The organism is Streptosporangium sp. CA-115845, from assembly GCF_050943795.1.
GTDB lineage: Bacteria > Actinomycetota > Actinomycetes > Streptosporangiales > Streptosporangiaceae > Streptosporangium.
Map to the genome: position 1 here is coordinate 7,814,985 of NZ_CP191988.1, position 16,209 is coordinate 7,831,193.

Genomic DNA, 16,209 nt, shown 5'->3' on the forward strand with positions numbered 1-16,209 from the left:
GCTGATCGGAAGGAGGGTGCCGGTGGAACTGCGTGAGGAGATACGCCAGGAGATGGCGCTGCTGCGAGAGCGCATCCCCGACGTGGACGGGAGCATCGTGTGCAGCGTCGACGGCCTGACCCTGGCCAGCGATCTGGGCCGCGACACCGCCGCCGAGCAGACCGGCGCGCTCTCCTCCGCGCTCCTGGCCCTCAGCCGCCGGATGACGGGCATGGCCGGCAAGGGCACCTTCGAGGAGACGCTGATCTCCGGCACCAACGGCTACGCGGCCTGCTACGCCGCCGGACCCAAGATCGTCCTCACAGTCCTGGCACGCCCGGGGACCAACCTCGGGCTGCTCCGGCTGGAGGGTCGCAAGACGGCGGCCAGACTGGCCGCCATCACCTCGCGCATATCGATAACCCAGTGATCGGAGACAGAAATGGGCAACATGGACATCTCTCTCAAGGAGATGATGGCGATCGACGGCGCCGTCGGCGCGGTCATCGTCGACTACAACAGCGGGATGGCGCTGGGCGCGCTCGGCGGTTCCAAGGATCTCGACCTCCAGGTGGCGGCCGCGGGTAACACCGAGGTCGTCAAGGCCAAGATGCGGACCATGGAGTCGCTCGGCCTCAAGGACGGCATCGAGGACATCCTCATCACGCTCGGCACGCAGTACCACGTGATCCGCCCGCTCTCCGGCCGGAGCGGCAAAGGCCTGTTCATCTACATGGCCCTCGACCGGAACCGGGCCAACCTCGCGCTCGCGCGGCACATCCTGCGCGGCATCGAGGAGCGGCTCGAGGTCTGATACTGCCGCGGCCCGTGCCCTTTCAGAAAGGGCACGGGCCGCGGCAGGAGCTCATCGATCGCGCCGGTGCGGGGTGGCCGGAGATCGCGCCGGGCCTCAGCTCTCCTCAGCGACCGCCCTGCGACGGAGACGGCCGGTGACCAGGTAGGTGGCACCACCCGCGGCGAGCACTCCCGCCAGGGCCAGGGTGGCGGCCGTGGTGGCGGAGGGAGCGGCCGAGGTCGCGGCCGCCACCGGGGCGTTGGCGCCCAGGTCCCGGACACCCTGCTCGGCCGCCTTGGTGTCGGCGCCGGACAGGGCGACCGGCTTGGCGGCGATGATCGCCCCGGGCGCGATGAGGGGTTCGGACATGATCTTGGGCTTGGCGAACGTCTGGATCGCCTGCTGGGTCTTCACAGCCTTCTTGGACTGCTCGGCCTTGACCAGGACCGTCTGCGGAGGCTTCGCCGGGTTCGCGTCCCGGTAACGCCAGGCACCGGTGGAGAACGCCACGGGGTGGTTCTTCTTGCCCACGCCGTCACCCCACTTGGTGACCACGTACTTGACGTTGATGTGGCCCATGCCGCCGTTGCCGTCCACACCGAGCGTGGCGGAGTTGAACCGGCCACCGGTCAGATCGGCGAAGGTCTTGGCGTCAAGGTCGATCATGACGCCCACGTTGGAGGGCACGCCGGGACCGCGGTCACCGACGAAGAACTTGGCCTTCTTGCCCTTGTAGACGACGTAGCCCTCGGTGAACAGGGGCCAGCTCGGGCTGGCGATCATGCCCTTCTGCATCGGCTTGCCACTGGCCGGCAGACCGGTGTCACCGGCCCGGCCCGAGGAGTCGTCCCAGAAGTAGGAGGCCCTGGTCGAGCCCTGGAGGAGCACGACCTCGTTGGCGGCCACCTCGGTGTCCGCGCCGGGGGAGGCGGCGGGGGCGGCGGGGGCGGCGATGGGGGCGGCGATGGCGGGGGAGGCGGGCAGCGCGGAGGCGACGCCGCCGGAGACGAGCACGCTCGCACCGACGAGGGCGGCGGTGGTGAGACGGTTCTTGTACAGGAGGTTCTTGGGCAGGCTGTTCTTGGGCAGGTCAAAGGGGAGACGCATGAAAAAGTGGCTCTTTCACGAGGGAACGGGACAGCCAGCTGCGACACACGGCAAGGGGTGCACTGGCGGGGACGCGCTCTTCGGAAAAGCGGCGTGGCGAGATCAGCGGATCGCTACGCGGAGCACAGTCCAGGTGCCGCGCTCAGGCGCGGCGACGGAGATATGAGGAAAGTTCAGGTGGTCGGCACGGGCAGGGCGGGCACCGACGCGGTGACGCGGTGATCCATGAGGGGGATCTCCTCTCCAGCTCGTCTACCGGGTTAGCTGACGGGTTCGGGCGATGGAGTTGCCCTACCGCCGCACGTTCGCGGCGGATTCACCCCGGGAAAGTGGTTCCCCGGCTCCCTGGACCCTGCGGGCCCGGCGGGATTCGACGTCGGCCGGCCGCTCCCTCTTGTGAAGGGCAGGTCGCCAACCGATATCCGTGGACACTACCCACCGAAATCGGACAAAGCAAAGCAAATGCCATGAAAACCCCAGAAGATCTACCTACTACCCCAAAGAAAGTCCCATCGGGAACCCCGCCAGGCCAACAGCCGCCCTACCAGCGAGAACATCTTCCCGATCTCGGACTTCGCCCCCCGGAAGCCCGCACCCGAGGCCCATCCACATTCGCGAGAAGCCCACGCGCACGGGGAGTCCACGCCCTGCGACCTCTGCCCCCGAAGCCTCCCCGCACCCACGGATCCGCCCCTCCGCACTCCCCGCCCCCCAGCCTCCGGCTCCGGCTCCGGCTCCGGCTCCGGCTCCGGCTCCGGCTCCGACGGCGGGCACTCCCGGGAATCCGCGCCGGGCGAACTCAGTCCCACCAGAACGACCAGGCGTTCCTGCCCTTGATCTGCTCGGCGTAGTCGATGAGGTTCCCCGCGCCCTGGATGATGCTGTCGGGGCAGAACGTCCAGTGCTCCGCGGCGACGTGCAGGGCGTGCTCCGAGGTCGTCGGGGGCGCGGCGACGCTGAGGTCGAGGGTGTTGAACCCCATCCCGACCAGCCGCACCCCGAACCTGTCCTCCCAGCTCCGTACCACCGCCGCGAGCGGGACCATCCACTCGTTGTGGTTCAGGGCGCCCTGCCAGCCCATGACGGCGAGGGCGTCGGCCCCGCGCTCGACCGCGACCAGTCCGAGCGGGGTCCTGCGCTCGGCCACCAGGCCGGCGTACCAGTCGGCGACCACGCCGGGATCGGCGGCGAGCCTTCCCGCCGGGGCCGGACCTGGACATTCGACCCCGAAGGGGTCGAGGATTTCGAGCTGGTCGATGTGCGCCTTGGCGATCCAGTCCGACCAGACCTCGGCCATGAACGCGGCGGCGTGGTAGTTGTCGATCTCGACGGCGGTGTCCGGGGCGATCTGACCGGCCGACCAGGGCTGCATCGAGTCCTCCAGCAGCACCGGCCACAGGCCGGAGTGCCCGTGCTGCGCCCGCAGCCGTGCCCAGTACTCACCTGAGACGGCCACCTCGCTGAGCCAGAACGCCGGACGGCGACGGAAGGAGAGCTGAGCGTAACCGGGGTCGGGCCACACCACGTCACCCGGTGGCAGGTCCACCGAGAGCCTCCGGCCCTCACTCCCGCTGCTCCCGTCGGCCCCGTCAGCGAACAACTGGCCCAGAACTGGCGGAAGCCTCCCACCCTCGCAATCGCTCATTCCTACCGATCCGATCCTGACCACGGACCAATTTTGGCCTGTCAACCATCCCAAGGGACAGTTCTGCCCTGGTCCAGGCAAAAATTATCGGTACAGAGGAGAACGGAGCCTGGCGGGTGTCAGTCCTTCACCGCCCCGCCCAGCCCGGCCACCAGCCTGCGCTGGACGGCCACGAAGAAGATCAGCACAGGAACGGTCATCAGCGTCGAGGCCGCCATGATGCCGCCCCAGTCGTTCTCGTCGGGCTTGAAGAAGACCAGCAGGGCCGAGGGCAGCGTCTGGTTGTCCCTGGCCGAGATGATGAAGGTCCTGGCGAAGATGAAGTCGTTCCAGGCGGTGATGAACGAGAAGACGCTCGTGGCGACCAGTCCCGGCGCGACGAGGGGAAAGAGGATCCGCCACAGGATCACCGGCCGGCTCGCGCCGTCGATCATCGCGGCCTCCTCCAGCGTCTCGGGCACCGCGGCCACGAACCCCCTCATCATCCAGACGGCGAACGGCAGCGAGAACGCCAGGTGGACCAGGACGAGCGAGCCCAGGGTGTTGAGGCCCACGCCGGGCACCACCCCGCCGAGGTCGCGGACGAGGAAGAACAGCGGGATGGTGAGCGCCTCCACCGGCACCATCTGCGCCACCAGGAACATGATCAGCACGGTGGTACGGAACCGGAAGCGGAACCGGGTCACCGCGACCGCGGCGAGAAAGGCCACCAGCGCGGACAGGACGACGACGGTCAGGGCGACACCCAGGCTGTTGAGAAGGTAGCGGCCGAAGTTCTCGCCGCCGAGCACCCGCCGGAAGTGCTCGAAGGTGGGTGCCAGGGTCCACGGGCGCACCTGGAGTGACTGGATCTCCCCGGCGGGCTTGAGCGCGGAGAGCACCATCCAGTAGATCGGGAAGAAGGTGACGAACGCGGTGACCAGCGCCACGGCGTTGGCGACCAGGCGGGACCTGCTCACAGCTTCTCCCCCGTACGGTAGAGGGCACGGATGTAGAAGAGGGTGACCGTGAGCAGGATCAGGGTCATGACGACGCCGATCGCCGCGCCAAGCCCGTACTCCGACGAGCCGAAGGCCGTCTGGTAGGCGTAGACGTTGAGCACCGAGTTCTGCCCCGCTATGCCGCCGCCGTTGGTCATCACATAGATCTGCGTGAAGATCTTGAAGTCCCAGATGATCGACTGAATGACCACGATCGTGATCAGCGGCCGCAGCATCGGCACGATGATCCGCCAGAACGAGTTCCACGCGGAGGCGCCGTCCAGGGCCGCCGCCTCCAGGACGGAGACCGGAATGGCCTGGATCCCGGCGTAGAGGGTCACCATGACGAATGGGAAGGAGTGCCAGACCACCGTGGCACCGACGACCCCGAAGGTCACCCATTTGTCGTAGAACCAGTTATAGCCCTCGATGCCCAGGACCTGGTTGACCAGGCCCAGGTCGGCGTCGAAGAGGAACATCCAGACCGTCGAGCCGGTCATGGCGGGCGCGGCCCAGGCAGCCATGGCCGCCAGCGACAGCAGCAGCCGGGGCACCCGGCCCGCCCTGGTGAGCACGACGGCGAGGGTCGCGCCGACGGCCAGCGTCGCGACCACCAGGGCCGCGGCGAACACCAGGGTCTGCGCCAGCACCGACCAGAAGCGCTGGTCGCCCAGGAGCGTGGCGTAGTTCTCGAAACCGATGAACCTCGTCGGCTCTCCCCCGCTGACCTGGGCCTGCCGGTAGTCGAACACCGACAGCAGGCCGAGCATGTAGATCGGGTAGCCGAAGAGCGGCAGCAGCACGGCAGCAGAGGGCAGCAGGTAGAGCCACGGCCTGAGCCCGCCGCCGGGGCGCGGCACCGCCCGGCGGACCCCGGCCCCGGAGCCCGCCGTCGTCGTGGTGGCGGTGGTCATGACCGGCCGAACGCCGCCTTCACCGCCGCGGCGGCCTCCTCGGTGGCCTGCTCGACTGTGGACTGCCCCGTGGCGATCTTCTGCAGCATGGTCGGGATGACCTTCTGGTTGTCGATCTTCACCCAGGCCGGGTCGATCGGCACGAAGCGGGTGCCCGCCGCGACGGTGTCGAGGAACGGCTTGAGGAAGGGGTCCGAGGCCGCGAGCTCGTCCCGCGCGGAGGTCAGGGTGGGCAGGTTACCCATGGCCTCGTACATCTTGGTCTGGTAGGTCTTGCCACCCAGCAGCTGGACGAACTTGACAGCCAGCGAGCGGTGCCCGCTGTTCTTCATGACGCCGAGGTTGTTGCCACCGGAGAAGGCGGGGGCGATCGTCCCCTCCTCGGTGCCCGGCAGCGGCACCACCGCGTACTTGCCCGCCGCCGCGCCCGCGTCCACCGCGGACCTGCTGAAGTTGCCCAGGATGCCCATCGCGGCCTTGCCACTGGCGAACAGTTCGACGGTCTTGCCGCCGGTGAGGCTCGCACACGCCTGCGGCGGGCAGTTGTCGTCCTTGAGCAGGTCGGTGTAGCTCTGCACACCCTTGCGGGCGGCGTCGCCGTCAAGGCTCTCGATGTCGCCTCCGGCGTCCCAGACGAAGGGCAGCGCGCCGAAGGTGTACTCCCCTCCGACGGCGACGCCGTACAGGTCGGGCTTCTTCTTACGGATCTCGCGGGCGGTCTCGGTCAGGGCCTTGATCGTCGTGGGCGGCTTGAGGCCGAGTTCCCCGAAGACGTCGGTGCGGTAGTAGAGGGCCCGGATGCCGATGTACCACGGCAGGCCGTAGACCTTGCCGTCGACGGTCGCGGACCCGAGCAGGTCCGTGCCGACGTCCTTGCCCTCCGGCCAGCTCGCGAGGTCGGCGCTCAGGTCGGCGAAGCCGCCCGCGGCGGCGTACTCGGCCAGGTCGGTGTTGCCGTACTCGGCGACGTCGGGGGCGCTGGCCGGGTCGTTGAACGCGCCCTTGAACTTCTCGTGCCGGGCCGGCGTCGTCGGGATGTAGGTGACCTCGACCTTCACCCCCGCGTTGGCCGCGCTGAACTCTTTGATCGCCTCTTCCACCACCTTCTCCTTGGGAGCACGGTTGGGCTCGTCGAAGAGCCAGACCCGCAGGGTTCCGGACTTCTCGTCGCCGCCGCCCGCCGACGGGGCGGTGGACGGCGCGCACGCGGCGAGGGCCAGCAGGGCCACACCCGCCACGGCCATGTTCAGGAATTTCAAAGCGCCTCCTCCTGTTGGCGGCAGACCCTAGAAAGCCCCGTCCGCCACGGGAAGCGGATCATCGATTTGTTGTGCAGTGCAGAAGGTTGTGCTGCAAGCTGGCGTGAGGTGGTGTGCTCGCCTATCTTGACCTGGTATTCGATCTGCCAGAGCACCATGGAAAGCCGTGATGAGTGAGCCCGCCCCGGAACGCAACCAGTCGGCCTCGCTCCGGCGTGCCCTCGCCGTCCTCGCGCACGTACGCGACCACGCGGGCGCGGGCCACGGCCTGTCGCTCACCCGGCTCGCCGAGGCGCTCGGCATGTCCAAGAGCACTGTGCTCCGGCTGGCCACCCCGCTCATCGAGGCCAGGCTGCTGGAACGCGACCGCAGGAGCGGCGCCTACCGGCTGGGGAACGGCGCCCTCCACCTCGGGCAGGCCTACCTGGCCACGCTCGACCTGCGGACCGTGGCCGCCGAGGAGTCGCACCGGCTGATGACGGAGGCCAGGGAGACCGTCCATCTCGTGGTCTACGACCCGCCCGACGTGGTCTACATCGACAAGGTCGAGAACGAGACCAACGTGCGCATGGCCTCGCGCATCGGCAGCCGCGCTCCCGTCTACCGCACCGCCGTGGGCAAGGCGATCCTCGCCTGGCAGCCGGAGGAGGCGGTCGAGGAGATCGTGGCCGCCGGGCTGCCGCACGTCACCCGGCACACCATCACCGACGCCGCGCGCCTCCGTACCGAGCTGAGCCGGATCCGGCAGCGGGGCTACTCGGTCGACGACCGGGAGAACGAGCCCGAGGTGCGCTGCGTCGCGGCGCCGATCTTCAACCACAACGACGTCGCCATCTCGGCGATCTCCATCTCGGGCCTCACCTCCCGGATCACCGCCACGAGGGTACGAGAGCTGGGACCCCTGGTGGCCGAGACGGCCCTGCGCATCTCCAGGAAGCTCGGGGCGACCCGGTGACCGGCGAAACCGGACACGGTCCGCCCGCCGACGCCAAGACCGGTGTCGACCTCACCACCGGCACGCCCCGTTGACCGGCGAAACCAGCACGAGCTCTAAGGACGACTCCTCTCCCATGACCGACCTGGTAACGCTCGGCGAGAGCATGGCGCTGTTCAGCGCGCGGCGTACCGGCCCGCTCAGGCACGCCCGCGACTTCGGGCTCGGCGTGGGTGGCGCGGAGTCCAACGTGGCCATCGGCGTCTGCCGCCTCGGCGGGCGCGCGGCCTGGATCGGCAGGGTGGGCGCCGACGAGTTCGGGGAACTGCTCCGCTCGACGCTGGCCGGCGAAGGCGTCGACATACGGGGGATGCTGGTCGATCCCGAGGCGCCCACCGGCCTGATGATCAAGAGCAGACGCACGTCCGAGGTGGTCGACGTGCGCTACTACCGCTCGGCGAGCGCCGGATCCCGGCTCCGCCCCGCCGACCTGGACGTCTCGCTGATCCGCTCGGCACGCGTGCTGCACGTCACCGGTATCACCCTCGCGCTGTCGGCGTCGGCCGCCGAGGCGGTGCGGGCCGCGATCGTCGAGGCCCGCGACGCGGGCGCGACCGTGTCGATGGACATCAACTACCGCCGGGCCCTGTGGACGCCCGCCGAGGCGTCCGCCACGCTGCGCGAGACCGTCGCCGCCGTGGACGTCCTGTTCGCCACCGAGGCCGAGGCCAGGCTGGTCGTCGAGGGCGACGCCCCGCTCACCCTGGCCCACGCCCTGTCGGACCTCGGCCCGCGCCACGTCCTCATCAAGCGCGGCGCCCTCGGCGCGATCGAGCTCTCCGACGGCGCCGTACGGCACGCGGAGCCCCACCGGGTCGTCGAGCTCGACCCGGTGGGCGCCGGGGACGCCTTCGCCGCCGGCTGGATCGCCGAGACCCTCGCCGGGGCGACCTCCGAGCGACGCCTCGCCACCGCCTCCGCCGCCGGGGCCTTCGCGGTGACCGCCGACGGCGACTGGGAGAGCCTCCCCCGCCGCGCCGACCTCGACCTGCTCCGCCCGTCCGACGGGGTCAGCCGCTGACCGTGGCCGACGCTGACCGTGGCCGACGCCGTCCGGCTGTCACGGCGCGGAGAGCAGGCCGCGGCACTCGCGGATGACCTGGCGCGGCAGGCGACACCCGACCGTTAACGGGCAGGACATGCGGCTCGGGAATGGCCGCAGCCCACTGCCATATCTGTAATATTTCCCCCCAACACTTATCCCTCAGACGAGACGCGGACAGCTGGGGAGGAACCGGTGGAGGCCAAAGGCGGTACGGCCGAGATCATGATCGCCGAGGTGCGCAAGGCGTTCTGGGTGATGGTCGGGTTCCTGGCCTTCATCTGGGTGATGCAGATTGCCAACTGGGCGTCGGACTACTCGCTGAGCTGGGAGCACGGCGTGCAGCCGTGGAACCCGGCGAGCCTGCCCGACATCGCGTCGGCACCGTTCCTGCACTGGAGCTGGGAGCACATCCAGGCCAACTCAGGGCCGCTGTTCATCTTCGGCTTCCTGTCGGCCTACCGGGGTGTCGCCAAGTTCCTCGGCGTGACGGGGCTGATCATCCTGGTCAGCGGCCTCGGCGCCTGGTTCACCTCCGACCCGCAGACCACAGGAGCGGGCGCGAGCGGCGTCCTCTTCGGCTACTTCGGCTACGTGCTGGTGCGCGGCGCGTTCGACCGGCACGTGATCGACATCGTGATAGGCGTGGTCATCGCCCTGTGCTTCTCCTACCAGTTCACCGGGCTGCTGCCCAAGGAGGGCATCGGCTGGCAGGCCCACCTGTTCGGCTTTCTCGCCGGAGTGCTGGGCGGCTGGCTCTTCCGCGACCGCAGGCGTCCCCGGCCGGTCCCGGCCTCCTCGCCCCAGGACCCCCGGACCTCACTGCGTAAGGAACTGGACGAGCTCGGGCTCTGACCGCCCGAGGCACCGGCTTCACGCCAAGCGGGCCAACGCGCAACGGGACGGGACACCCCGTACCTCCTATCGGACCGGCGGGGTGAATTCGCCGATCTTGACGCCGCCGACGAAGGCGCACCGCCCGAAGGGAGAAGGGATCCTGCGGCGCTGGACGCGAGCCGGGGAAGAGCGCCGGCCATCGCCGCCGGATTGACCACGCTGATGGCGGTGTACTACACCGCGCGCCGGGCCTACGGTTCGAACAGCACCAGAGGATGCCGCCGGGCCAGCTCCAGCACCACGCGGCACACCTCTCCGGCGCGTGGGAAGACCGCGTCCATCAGCACGAACTCCTCCCCCACGATCAGCGGCGCGGACCACGGTGAGACCGCGTAGTTCTCGGCGGTCAGGTCGGGGAAGAGCGAGGTCAGCTCCTCGTAGAAGGCCGCCGTCTCCGGGCGCGGCTCACCGGGGACGGCGTCGCTCCGGCTCCAGACGAGATACCTGCGAAGCGCCTCCTGCGCGGTGATCGGTTCGGCCCCGAGCCAGACTCCAAGTTCAACACTCACGCCACGTCCTCGCACTCGCCCCGGTTGTCCGGCTGTCGGATCCTATGCGCCCGGCGGATGCTCGGCGGGGTCGAACGGGTTGACGACGGACAGCCCCGTGCCGTCGAAGTCCCTGACGTTCCGGCTGACCAGGGTCCAGCCGTTCACCCTGGCCGTCGCGGCGATCAGACCGTCCATCGTCGGAAGCGTGCGTATGGCGTTCAGCCGTCCCCACTCCTCGGCGACCTCCGAGGTGACGGGAGCGCGGTCCGAGGCTCCGGCGGACTACCTTTGGAAGAAAGGAGTTCTCATGACCGAAAAGCCCGTCCTGCAGCCCGGCCCCGATCACCCGATCACGATCGAGGCGAATCCGGCCCGGATCGTCGTCTCGGTGGGCGGCCGGGTGGTCGCCGACTCGCGGCGGGCGCTGACGCTGCGTGAGGCGGCGTACCCGCCGGTTCAGTACATCCCGATCGCCGACGTCGACCGCTCGCTGCTGGAACGGACCGGCACCGCCACCTACTGCCCGTACAAGGGCGACGCGAGCTACTACACCATCACGGTGGACGGGAAGCGGTCGGTGGACGCGGTGTGGTTCTACGCGTCGCCGCACCCGGCCGTCGCCGAGATCAAGGACCACATCGCCTGCTATCCCGACCGGGTCGACTCCATCGTCGAAGAGACGACCGGCTGAGCCCCGGGGACACCCGTCCCGCCGAGGGCACGACCGGCCGGCCACGAGCTTCCAGATTCCGTCGTGGTCGGCGTCGTCGATCGAGGTGACCGCCCGCCGCCAGGCGCGGCCTGGGGGCTAGAGATGCTCGCGGTGGATGAGAAGACGGTGTGACTCCTGCATCTCCTCCGGCAGCTCGTCCGGGGCGAACCATCTCGCCTCCAGAATCTCGAAATCGTCGATTTCGAGCGTGCCACCGATGAACTCGGCCTCGTACGCCACCTCCAGGCGCAGCCGGTAGCCGCTCTTCAGCCGAACGAGTTCTCCCGCGCGGACCTTCAGCCCGGTCTCCTCCCGCACCTCGCGGCAGACCGTGTCCTCGAAGGTCTCCGACCTGTTCGCACAGCCGGTCGGCAGCCCCCACTGCCTGCCCTCCGGCCAGAAACGGTGCTTCAGCAGGAGCACGTTGCCGTCCGCGTCACGCACGACCCCGGTCACACCGACCGTGAACTTGGCGTGCCGGAGCCAGAGGATGCGCCACTGGAGCGAGCCGTTGACGAGCCTCCAGAGCCGGACGATCAGCTTCTTCACGGTGAGTCCATCCACGGGTCGGCGCCTGCCTGAAGATCGGACGCTACCGGGGAAAGGCGGCATGGCACCTCGGTTTCGGCTTTCGACGCCTCTCCGCGGCCGGGCACCGTGTCCGGCACGTGACGGCCCTACTGCGTGATCGCCTTGGGGGCGTGGGAAAGCCGGTGCCGCGTCAGACGGCGTTCGCCCTGTTGGCGATCTTGCGTAGCCGGATGCCGCGATTCCGCGTACGCGTGCTCGTTCCGCCGTCGAGACGGCCTGACCGTGCTGCGCCCCCAAGACCACCATCAGGATGGCATGTCACGCAATAACGGGACGAACGTTGCTCGACACGGTACTAGACTTGGACTATTCGTTATCTTGGACAGTTCGTGTTTATGACGTTAGGGTTTGGCACCATGACCGCACCCAGGACTCCGACCACCGCCGAGGAGCTACGCGGGGCAGGCCTGCGGGTGACGGCCGCCCGCGTCGCACTGCTCGAGACCGTCCGGGACGGTAACCACCTCGGCGTCGAGGCGATCGCCTCCGGGGTGCGCGATCGCGTAGGCCACATCTCCCTGCAAGCCGTGTACGAGGCCCTCCACGCGCTCACCGCGGCGGGACTCCTGCGCCGTATCGAACCAGGCGACAGCCCGGCCCGGTTCGAGGGACGTGTCGGGGACAACCACCACCACGTGGTGTGCCGGTCCTGCGGTGCCGTCGCCGACGTCGACTGCGCGGTCGGCGAGGCGCCCTGCCTGACCACGTCCGACAACCACGGCTTCTCGATCGACGAGGCCGAGGTCATCTACTGGGGCCTGTGCCCCGGCTGTTCCACCACCCGCGGTTCCTGAGCACCGTGATCCGCATAGTTCGGAAGGATTCCCATGTCTGAGAACCAAGACGCAATCGTCGTAGACGCGAAGACGGAGGGCGGAGGCGGTTGCCCGGTCGCGCACGAGCGCGCCCCGCACCCGACCCAGGGTGGTGGAAACCACCAGTGGTGGCCGGAGCGGCTCAACCTGAAGGTCCTCGCCAAGAACCCCGCCGTCTCCAACCCGCTCGGCGAGGAGTTCGACTACGCCGAGGCGTTCAAGAGCCTCGACCTCGCGGCCGTCAAACAGGACATCGCGGAGGTGCTGACCACCTCGCAGGACTGGTGGCCGGCCGACTACGGCAACTACGGCCCGTTCATGATCCGGATGGCCTGGCACAGCGCGGGCACCTACCGGATCAGCGACGGCCGCGGCGGCGCCGGGGCCGGCCAGCAGCGCTTCGCGCCGCTCAACAGCTGGCCGGACAACGTGAACCTCGACAAGGCCCGCCGCCTGCTCTGGCCGGTCAAGAAGAAGTACGGGCAGAAGCTCTCCTGGGCCGACCTCATGATCCTGGCCGGCAACGTCGCCCTGGAGACGATGGGCTTCAAGACCTTCGGCTTCGCCGGCGGCCGTGCGGACGTCTGGGAGTCCGACGAGGACGTCTACTGGGGTCCCGAGTCCACCTGGCTCGACGACCAGCGCTACACCGGCGACCGGGAGCTGGAGAACCCCCTCGGCGCGGTCCAGATGGGCCTGATCTACGTCAACCCGGAGGGCCCGAACGGCAACCCGGACCCGCTGGCCTCGGCCCGCGACATCCGTGAGACGTTCCGCCGGATGGCGATGAACGACGAGGAGACGGTCGCCCTGATCGCGGGCGGTCACACCTTCGGCAAGACCCACGGTGCGGGCCCGGCGGACCACGTCGGCGTCGACCCCGAGGCCGCCCCCATCGAGCAGCAGGGTCTCGGCTGGAAGAGCACCTACGGCACCGGCAAGGGTGGCGACACGATCGGTAGCGGTCTGGAGGTCACCTGGACCTCGACGCCGACGAAGTGGACCAACAACTTCTTCTGGAACCTGTTCGGCTACGACTGGGAGCTGACCAAGAGCCCGGCCGGCGCGCACCAGTGGCGGCCGAAGCACGGCGCCGGTCAGGACTCGGTGCCCGACGCCCACGACCCGTCGAAGCGTCACGCGCCGTCCATGCTGACCAGCGACCTCGCGCTCCGGTTCGACCCGGTCTACGGCCCGATCTCGCGGCGTTTCTACGAGAACCCCGACGAGTTCGCGGACGCCTTCGCCCGCGCGTGGTTCAAGCTGACCCACCGCGACATGGGCCCGGTCGCGCGCTACCTCGGCCCGGAGGTCCCGACCGAGACGCTGCTGTGGCAGGACCCCCTCCCCGAGGTGACCTACGAGCTCGTCGACGCCGCGGACATCGCCTCCCTCAAGGAGCGGATCCTCGCCTCGGGCCTGTCGGTGTCCGAGCTGGTGTCCACCGCGTGGGCGTCGGCCTCGTCCTTCCGCGGCAGCGACAAGCGCGGCGGCGCCAACGGCGCGCGTATCCGCCTTGAGCCGCAGAACGGGTGGGAGGTCAACGACCCCGACCGGCTCGCGACGGTGCTGAGCACCCTGGAGGGGATCGCCGAGGCGTTCAACGCCGCCCAGACCGGTGGCAAGCAGATCTCGCTCGCCGACCTGATCGTGCTCGCCGGTGGTGCGGCCGTCGAGCGGGCCGCCAAGGAGGCCGGCGTCGACGTCGAGGTCCCGTTCAGGCCGGGCCGGGTGGACGCGTCGCAGGAGCAGACCGACGTGGAGTCGTTCGCCGCGCTTGAGCCGACCGTTGACGGGTTCCGCAACCACCTCGGGAAGGGCAACCGGCTGCCGGCCGAGTTCCTGCTGGTCGACCGGGCGAACCTGCTGACCCTGAGCGCCCCCGAGATGACGGTCCTCGTCGGTGGCCTTCGCGTCCTGGACGCGAACCACCAGCAGTCGCCGCTCGGTGTCCTCACCGCGACCCCCGGGGTGCTGACCAACGACTTCTTCGCCAACCTGCTCGACATGGGCACGGCGTGGAAGGCGACGGCCGAGGACGCGAACATCTTCGAGGGTCGCGACACCGCCACCGGCGAGGTCAAGTGGACCGGCAGCCGCGCCGACCTCGTCTTCGGGTCGAACTCCGAGCTGCGCGCGCTCGCGGAGGTCTACGCGAGTGACGACGCGAAGGAGAAGTTCGTGAACGACTTCGTCGCGGCGTGGGACAAGGTGATGAACCTGGACCGGTTCGACCTCGTCTGATCAACCTCGTCTGATCAACCTCGTCTGATCAGGTGACGTCCAGGCCGGCCCGTGCCGGCCGGCCTGGACGTCCCCGGGCCGCTTCGGCGGCTTCTCGGGCCAGAACGGCGGTGGCCGCGACGACGGTTTTCGCGGCGAGCACGACGATCTCCCTCCGGACGGCGGTCCCCCGGCAAAATCGGTCGCCCCGCCGACCTTGATCACATTAGTTTGGCGGCATGTCCGAACTACGTACCGATCGCCTCCTGCTCCGCCACTGGCGGGACTCCGACCTGGATCCCTGGGCGGCGATGAACGCCGATCCCGAGGTCCGGGAACACTTCCCAGACCTGCTGACCCGTGAGCAGAGTGCCGCCTCGATCGCGCGCTTCCAGGACGGACTCGACCGGCGGGGCTACGGATGGTGGGCGGTGGAGGTCCTGGCGACCGGCGAGTTCATCGGCTTCACCGGCCTGGATCCGGCGGACGAGGGCATGCCGTTCACCGGGGTGGAGATCGGCTGGCGGCTGACCCGCTCGGCGTGGGGCCACGGCTACGCCACCGAGGCCGCCCTGGCCTGCCTGGACTTCGGTTTCAAGACCCTGGGACTGCCGGAGGTCGTCGCCATCACGACCACCACCAACCTGCGTTCCCAGGCGGTGATGCGCCGGATCGGCATGACCCGTGCCCCCGCCGCCGACTTCGACCACCCGAACGTGCCCGACGGGCCACTGCGTCGGCATGTGCTGTACCGGATTCGCCGGTAACCGGTTCATCTCGGCGCCCCGTGGAAGGGCGCTGTTCGATTCCCATCAACCGGCGGCGTGCCGGGACGCGTGACCGCGCTACCGCGAACGGACCTCTTTCCACTCCCGCCGAAGAGGCCGGCCATCACAGGTGACATACATTTGTCATCACTGTTGACAAGCCGATGGGAGAGCGAGGGGCCGCTCGATGGACCGTCTGAAGGAGAAGGTCTCGCTGATCACCGGAGCCGGCAGCGGCATCGGCCGCGCCGCCGCGCGACTGATGAGCGCACAGGGTGCCCTGGTCGCCGTGGCCGACCGCGACCAGAGCGCCGTACAGGAGACGGCTCGGTTGATCGACGCCGCCGGCGGTCGCTCGCTCGCGATGACGGTCGACGTCATGGACGAGGACTCCGTGGCCGACATGGTGAGTGCCACCATCCGCGAGTTCGGCCGTCTGGACGTGCTCTGCAACCATGTCGGCGGTACGAATCCGCGCGTGGACCTGGACCTGCTGCGGCTGGACATGGCCGAGTTCGACCGCGCCGTCGCCCTCAATGTGCGCAGCACCCTCCTGGGCTCCCGGTACGCACTTCCCCACATGATCCAGGCCGGTGGCGGGTCGATCATCAACACCGCCTCGGTGGCCGGCCTGGTCGGAGACGTCCTGCAGATCTCCTACGGTGCGGTGAAGGCCGCCGTCATCAACCTCACGAAGTCGATCGCCGTGCAGTACGGCCCGTACCGCGTCCGCTGCAACGCCGTGGCACCGGGCGCGGTGGTCACCCCCGCCCTGCTGGCCAACCTGCCCCAGGACGTCGTCGACGACCTCAGGCGCACGAACGCCCTGCCCTATCTCGGCAGCCCGGAGGACATCGGCCACACCATGGTCTTCCTCGCCTCCGACGAATCGCGCTACCTCACCGGACAACTCCTCGTCGTCGACGGCGGCATGACCATCCAATCCCCTGCCGCCCCGGGTCGCCGGACCATGCTCCCACCCGGCGGCTGACCCCGC

The 16,209-nt window shown here is 69.2% G+C and carries 19 protein-coding genes and 1 riboswitch; of the genes, 10 read left to right on the forward strand and 9 right to left on the reverse strand.

All coding sequences use genetic code 11. The features are described from left to right. Window positions 1-22 precede the first annotated feature (22 nt). Both ACQP0P_RS37515 and ACQP0P_RS37520 read left to right on the forward strand, forming a co-directional pair. On the forward strand, window positions 23-409 hold the full coding sequence (locus ACQP0P_RS37515) for a roadblock/LC7 domain-containing protein (RefSeq protein WP_433364728.1): 387 nt from the start codon (window positions 23-25) through the stop codon (window positions 407-409). A 12-nt stretch (window positions 410-421) separates the two neighbouring features. After that, window positions 422-793 carry a hypothetical protein gene (locus tag ACQP0P_RS37520; RefSeq protein ID WP_433364731.1) on the forward strand — a complete coding sequence of 124 codons (372 nt, stop codon included), beginning with the start codon at window positions 422-424 and terminating at the stop codon, window positions 791-793. A 96-nt stretch (window positions 794-889) separates the two neighbouring features. Here ACQP0P_RS37520 and ACQP0P_RS37525 read toward each other — a convergent pair whose 3' ends face one another. The 6 genes from ACQP0P_RS37525 to ACQP0P_RS37550 all read right to left on the reverse strand — a co-directional run bounded on the left by ACQP0P_RS37525 (window position 890) and on the right by ACQP0P_RS37550 (window position 6,838). After that, on the reverse strand, window positions 890-1,882 hold the full coding sequence (locus ACQP0P_RS37525) for a hypothetical protein (protein WP_433364734.1): 993 nt from the start codon (window positions 1,880-1,882) through the stop codon (window positions 890-892). A 234-nt stretch (window positions 1,883-2,116) separates the two neighbouring features. Further along, window positions 2,117-2,258: riboswitch (cyclic di-AMP (ydaO/yuaA leader) on the reverse strand. 423 nt (window positions 2,259-2,681) lie between these two features. Beyond that, entirely contained in the window at window positions 2,682-3,428 is a 747-nt protein-coding gene (locus tag ACQP0P_RS37530; RefSeq protein WP_433364737.1) for a DUF4253 domain-containing protein, read from the reverse strand. A 218-nt stretch (window positions 3,429-3,646) separates the two neighbouring features. Further along, a complete protein-coding gene (locus tag ACQP0P_RS37535; RefSeq protein WP_355552427.1) occupies window positions 3,647-4,486 on the reverse strand; it encodes a carbohydrate ABC transporter permease in 840 nt (279 codons plus the stop codon). Next, window positions 4,483-5,421: a carbohydrate ABC transporter permease gene (locus ACQP0P_RS37540; RefSeq protein ID WP_350964520.1), complete on the reverse strand. Its 939-nt coding sequence runs from the start codon at window positions 5,419-5,421 to the stop codon at window positions 4,483-4,485. The genes ACQP0P_RS37535 and ACQP0P_RS37540 overlap by 4 nt, the downstream gene beginning before the upstream one ends. Continuing rightward, a complete protein-coding gene (locus tag ACQP0P_RS37545; protein ID WP_433364741.1) occupies window positions 5,418-6,680 on the reverse strand; it encodes an extracellular solute-binding protein in 1,263 nt (420 codons plus the stop codon). Before ACQP0P_RS37545 ends, ACQP0P_RS37540 begins: the two co-directional genes overlap by 4 nt. Continuing rightward, window positions 6,677-6,838, reverse strand: coding sequence for a hypothetical protein (locus ACQP0P_RS37550; protein ID WP_433364744.1), 162 nt, complete (start codon window positions 6,836-6,838; stop codon window positions 6,677-6,679). The genes ACQP0P_RS37545 and ACQP0P_RS37550 overlap by 4 nt, the downstream gene beginning before the upstream one ends. A gap of 11 nt (window positions 6,839-6,849) precedes the next feature. Here ACQP0P_RS37550 and ACQP0P_RS37555 point away from each other — a divergent pair, with 11 nt between their 5' ends. The 3 genes from ACQP0P_RS37555 to ACQP0P_RS37565 all read left to right on the forward strand — a co-directional run bounded on the left by ACQP0P_RS37555 (window position 6,850) and on the right by ACQP0P_RS37565 (window position 9,571). Further along, window positions 6,850-7,635, forward strand: coding sequence for an IclR family transcriptional regulator (locus ACQP0P_RS37555; RefSeq protein ID WP_433364747.1), 786 nt, complete (start codon window positions 6,850-6,852; stop codon window positions 7,633-7,635). Between the two features lie 115 nt (window positions 7,636-7,750). Further along, complete coding sequence (locus ACQP0P_RS37560) at window positions 7,751-8,695, forward strand: sugar kinase (RefSeq protein ID WP_433364750.1); 945 nt, start codon at window positions 7,751-7,753, stop codon at window positions 8,693-8,695. A gap of 216 nt (window positions 8,696-8,911) precedes the next feature. Beyond that, window positions 8,912-9,571 carry a rhomboid family intramembrane serine protease gene (locus tag ACQP0P_RS37565; protein ID WP_433364753.1) on the forward strand — a complete coding sequence of 220 codons (660 nt, stop codon included), beginning with the start codon at window positions 8,912-8,914 and terminating at the stop codon, window positions 9,569-9,571. Between the two features lie 233 nt (window positions 9,572-9,804). On the opposite strand, the gene ACQP0P_RS37570 is transcribed toward ACQP0P_RS37565, so the two are convergent. Beyond that, complete coding sequence (locus ACQP0P_RS37570) at window positions 9,805-10,122, reverse strand: hypothetical protein (RefSeq protein ID WP_433364756.1); 318 nt, start codon at window positions 10,120-10,122, stop codon at window positions 9,805-9,807. A gap of 42 nt (window positions 10,123-10,164) precedes the next feature. Next, the gene (locus tag ACQP0P_RS37575) at window positions 10,165-10,299 is read right to left on the reverse strand and encodes a hypothetical protein (RefSeq protein WP_433364759.1); all 135 of its coding nucleotides are present in this window, start codon (window positions 10,297-10,299) and stop codon (window positions 10,165-10,167) included. Between the two features lie 112 nt (window positions 10,300-10,411). Here ACQP0P_RS37575 and ACQP0P_RS37580 point away from each other — a divergent pair, with 112 nt between their 5' ends. Next, window positions 10,412-10,795, forward strand: coding sequence for a DUF427 domain-containing protein (locus ACQP0P_RS37580; protein WP_433364761.1), 384 nt, complete (start codon window positions 10,412-10,414; stop codon window positions 10,793-10,795). A 117-nt stretch (window positions 10,796-10,912) separates the two neighbouring features. Here the strand turns inward: ACQP0P_RS37580 and ACQP0P_RS37585 are convergent, their stop codons facing one another. Then, window positions 10,913-11,365: an NUDIX domain-containing protein gene (locus ACQP0P_RS37585; protein WP_433364764.1), complete on the reverse strand. Its 453-nt coding sequence runs from the start codon at window positions 11,363-11,365 to the stop codon at window positions 10,913-10,915. A 398-nt stretch (window positions 11,366-11,763) separates the two neighbouring features. Between ACQP0P_RS37585 and ACQP0P_RS37590 the strand changes: the two genes are divergently transcribed. From ACQP0P_RS37590 to ACQP0P_RS37605, 4 genes are all read left to right on the forward strand, one after another. Then, window positions 11,764-12,201, forward strand: coding sequence for a Fur family transcriptional regulator (locus tag ACQP0P_RS37590; RefSeq protein ID WP_433364767.1), 438 nt, complete (start codon window positions 11,764-11,766; stop codon window positions 12,199-12,201). Between the two features lie 33 nt (window positions 12,202-12,234). Further along, window positions 12,235-14,466 carry a catalase/peroxidase HPI gene (katG, locus tag ACQP0P_RS37595; RefSeq protein WP_433364770.1) on the forward strand — a complete coding sequence of 744 codons (2,232 nt, stop codon included), beginning with the start codon at window positions 12,235-12,237 and terminating at the stop codon, window positions 14,464-14,466. Between the two features lie 218 nt (window positions 14,467-14,684). After that, window positions 14,685-15,212: a GNAT family N-acetyltransferase gene (locus tag ACQP0P_RS37600; protein WP_433364773.1), complete on the forward strand. Its 528-nt coding sequence runs from the start codon at window positions 14,685-14,687 to the stop codon at window positions 15,210-15,212. Window positions 15,213-15,399: 187 nt separating this feature from the next. Then, a complete protein-coding gene (locus ACQP0P_RS37605) occupies window positions 15,400-16,203 on the forward strand; it encodes an SDR family NAD(P)-dependent oxidoreductase (RefSeq protein ID WP_433364776.1) in 804 nt (267 codons plus the stop codon). Window positions 16,204-16,209 lie beyond the last annotated feature (6 nt).

What these genes read in the sequence shown, in the direction of transcription:
- ACQP0P_RS37540 (WP_350964520.1), bottom strand. Translation starts at nt 5,421, where the DNA reads ATGACCACCGCCACCACGACGACGGCGGGCTCCGGGGCCGGGGTCCGC.
- ACQP0P_RS37590 (WP_433364767.1), top strand. Translation starts at nt 11,764, where the DNA reads ATGACCGCACCCAGGACTCCGACCACCGCCGAGGAGCTACGCGGGGCA.
- ACQP0P_RS37580 (WP_433364761.1), top strand. Translation starts at nt 10,412, where the DNA reads ATGACCGAAAAGCCCGTCCTGCAGCCCGGCCCCGATCACCCGATCACG.
- ACQP0P_RS37575 (WP_433364759.1), bottom strand. Translation starts at nt 10,299, where the DNA reads ATGGACGGTCTGATCGCCGCGACGGCCAGGGTGAACGGCTGGACCCTG.
- ACQP0P_RS37605 (WP_433364776.1), top strand. Translation starts at nt 15,400, where the DNA reads ATGGACCGTCTGAAGGAGAAGGTCTCGCTGATCACCGGAGCCGGCAGC.
- ACQP0P_RS37525 (WP_433364734.1), bottom strand. Translation starts at nt 1,882, where the DNA reads ATGCGTCTCCCCTTTGACCTGCCCAAGAACAGCCTGCCCAAGAACCTC.
- ACQP0P_RS37520 (WP_433364731.1), top strand. Translation starts at nt 422, where the DNA reads ATGGGCAACATGGACATCTCTCTCAAGGAGATGATGGCGATCGACGGC.
- ACQP0P_RS37600 (WP_433364773.1), top strand. Translation starts at nt 14,685, where the DNA reads ATGTCCGAACTACGTACCGATCGCCTCCTGCTCCGCCACTGGCGGGAC.
- ACQP0P_RS37555 (WP_433364747.1), top strand. Translation starts at nt 6,850, where the DNA reads ATGAGTGAGCCCGCCCCGGAACGCAACCAGTCGGCCTCGCTCCGGCGT.
- katG (WP_433364770.1), top strand. Translation starts at nt 12,235, where the DNA reads ATGTCTGAGAACCAAGACGCAATCGTCGTAGACGCGAAGACGGAGGGC.
- ACQP0P_RS37550 (WP_433364744.1), bottom strand. Translation starts at nt 6,838, where the DNA reads ATGGTGCTCTGGCAGATCGAATACCAGGTCAAGATAGGCGAGCACACC.
- ACQP0P_RS37560 (WP_433364750.1), top strand. Translation starts at nt 7,751, where the DNA reads ATGACCGACCTGGTAACGCTCGGCGAGAGCATGGCGCTGTTCAGCGCG.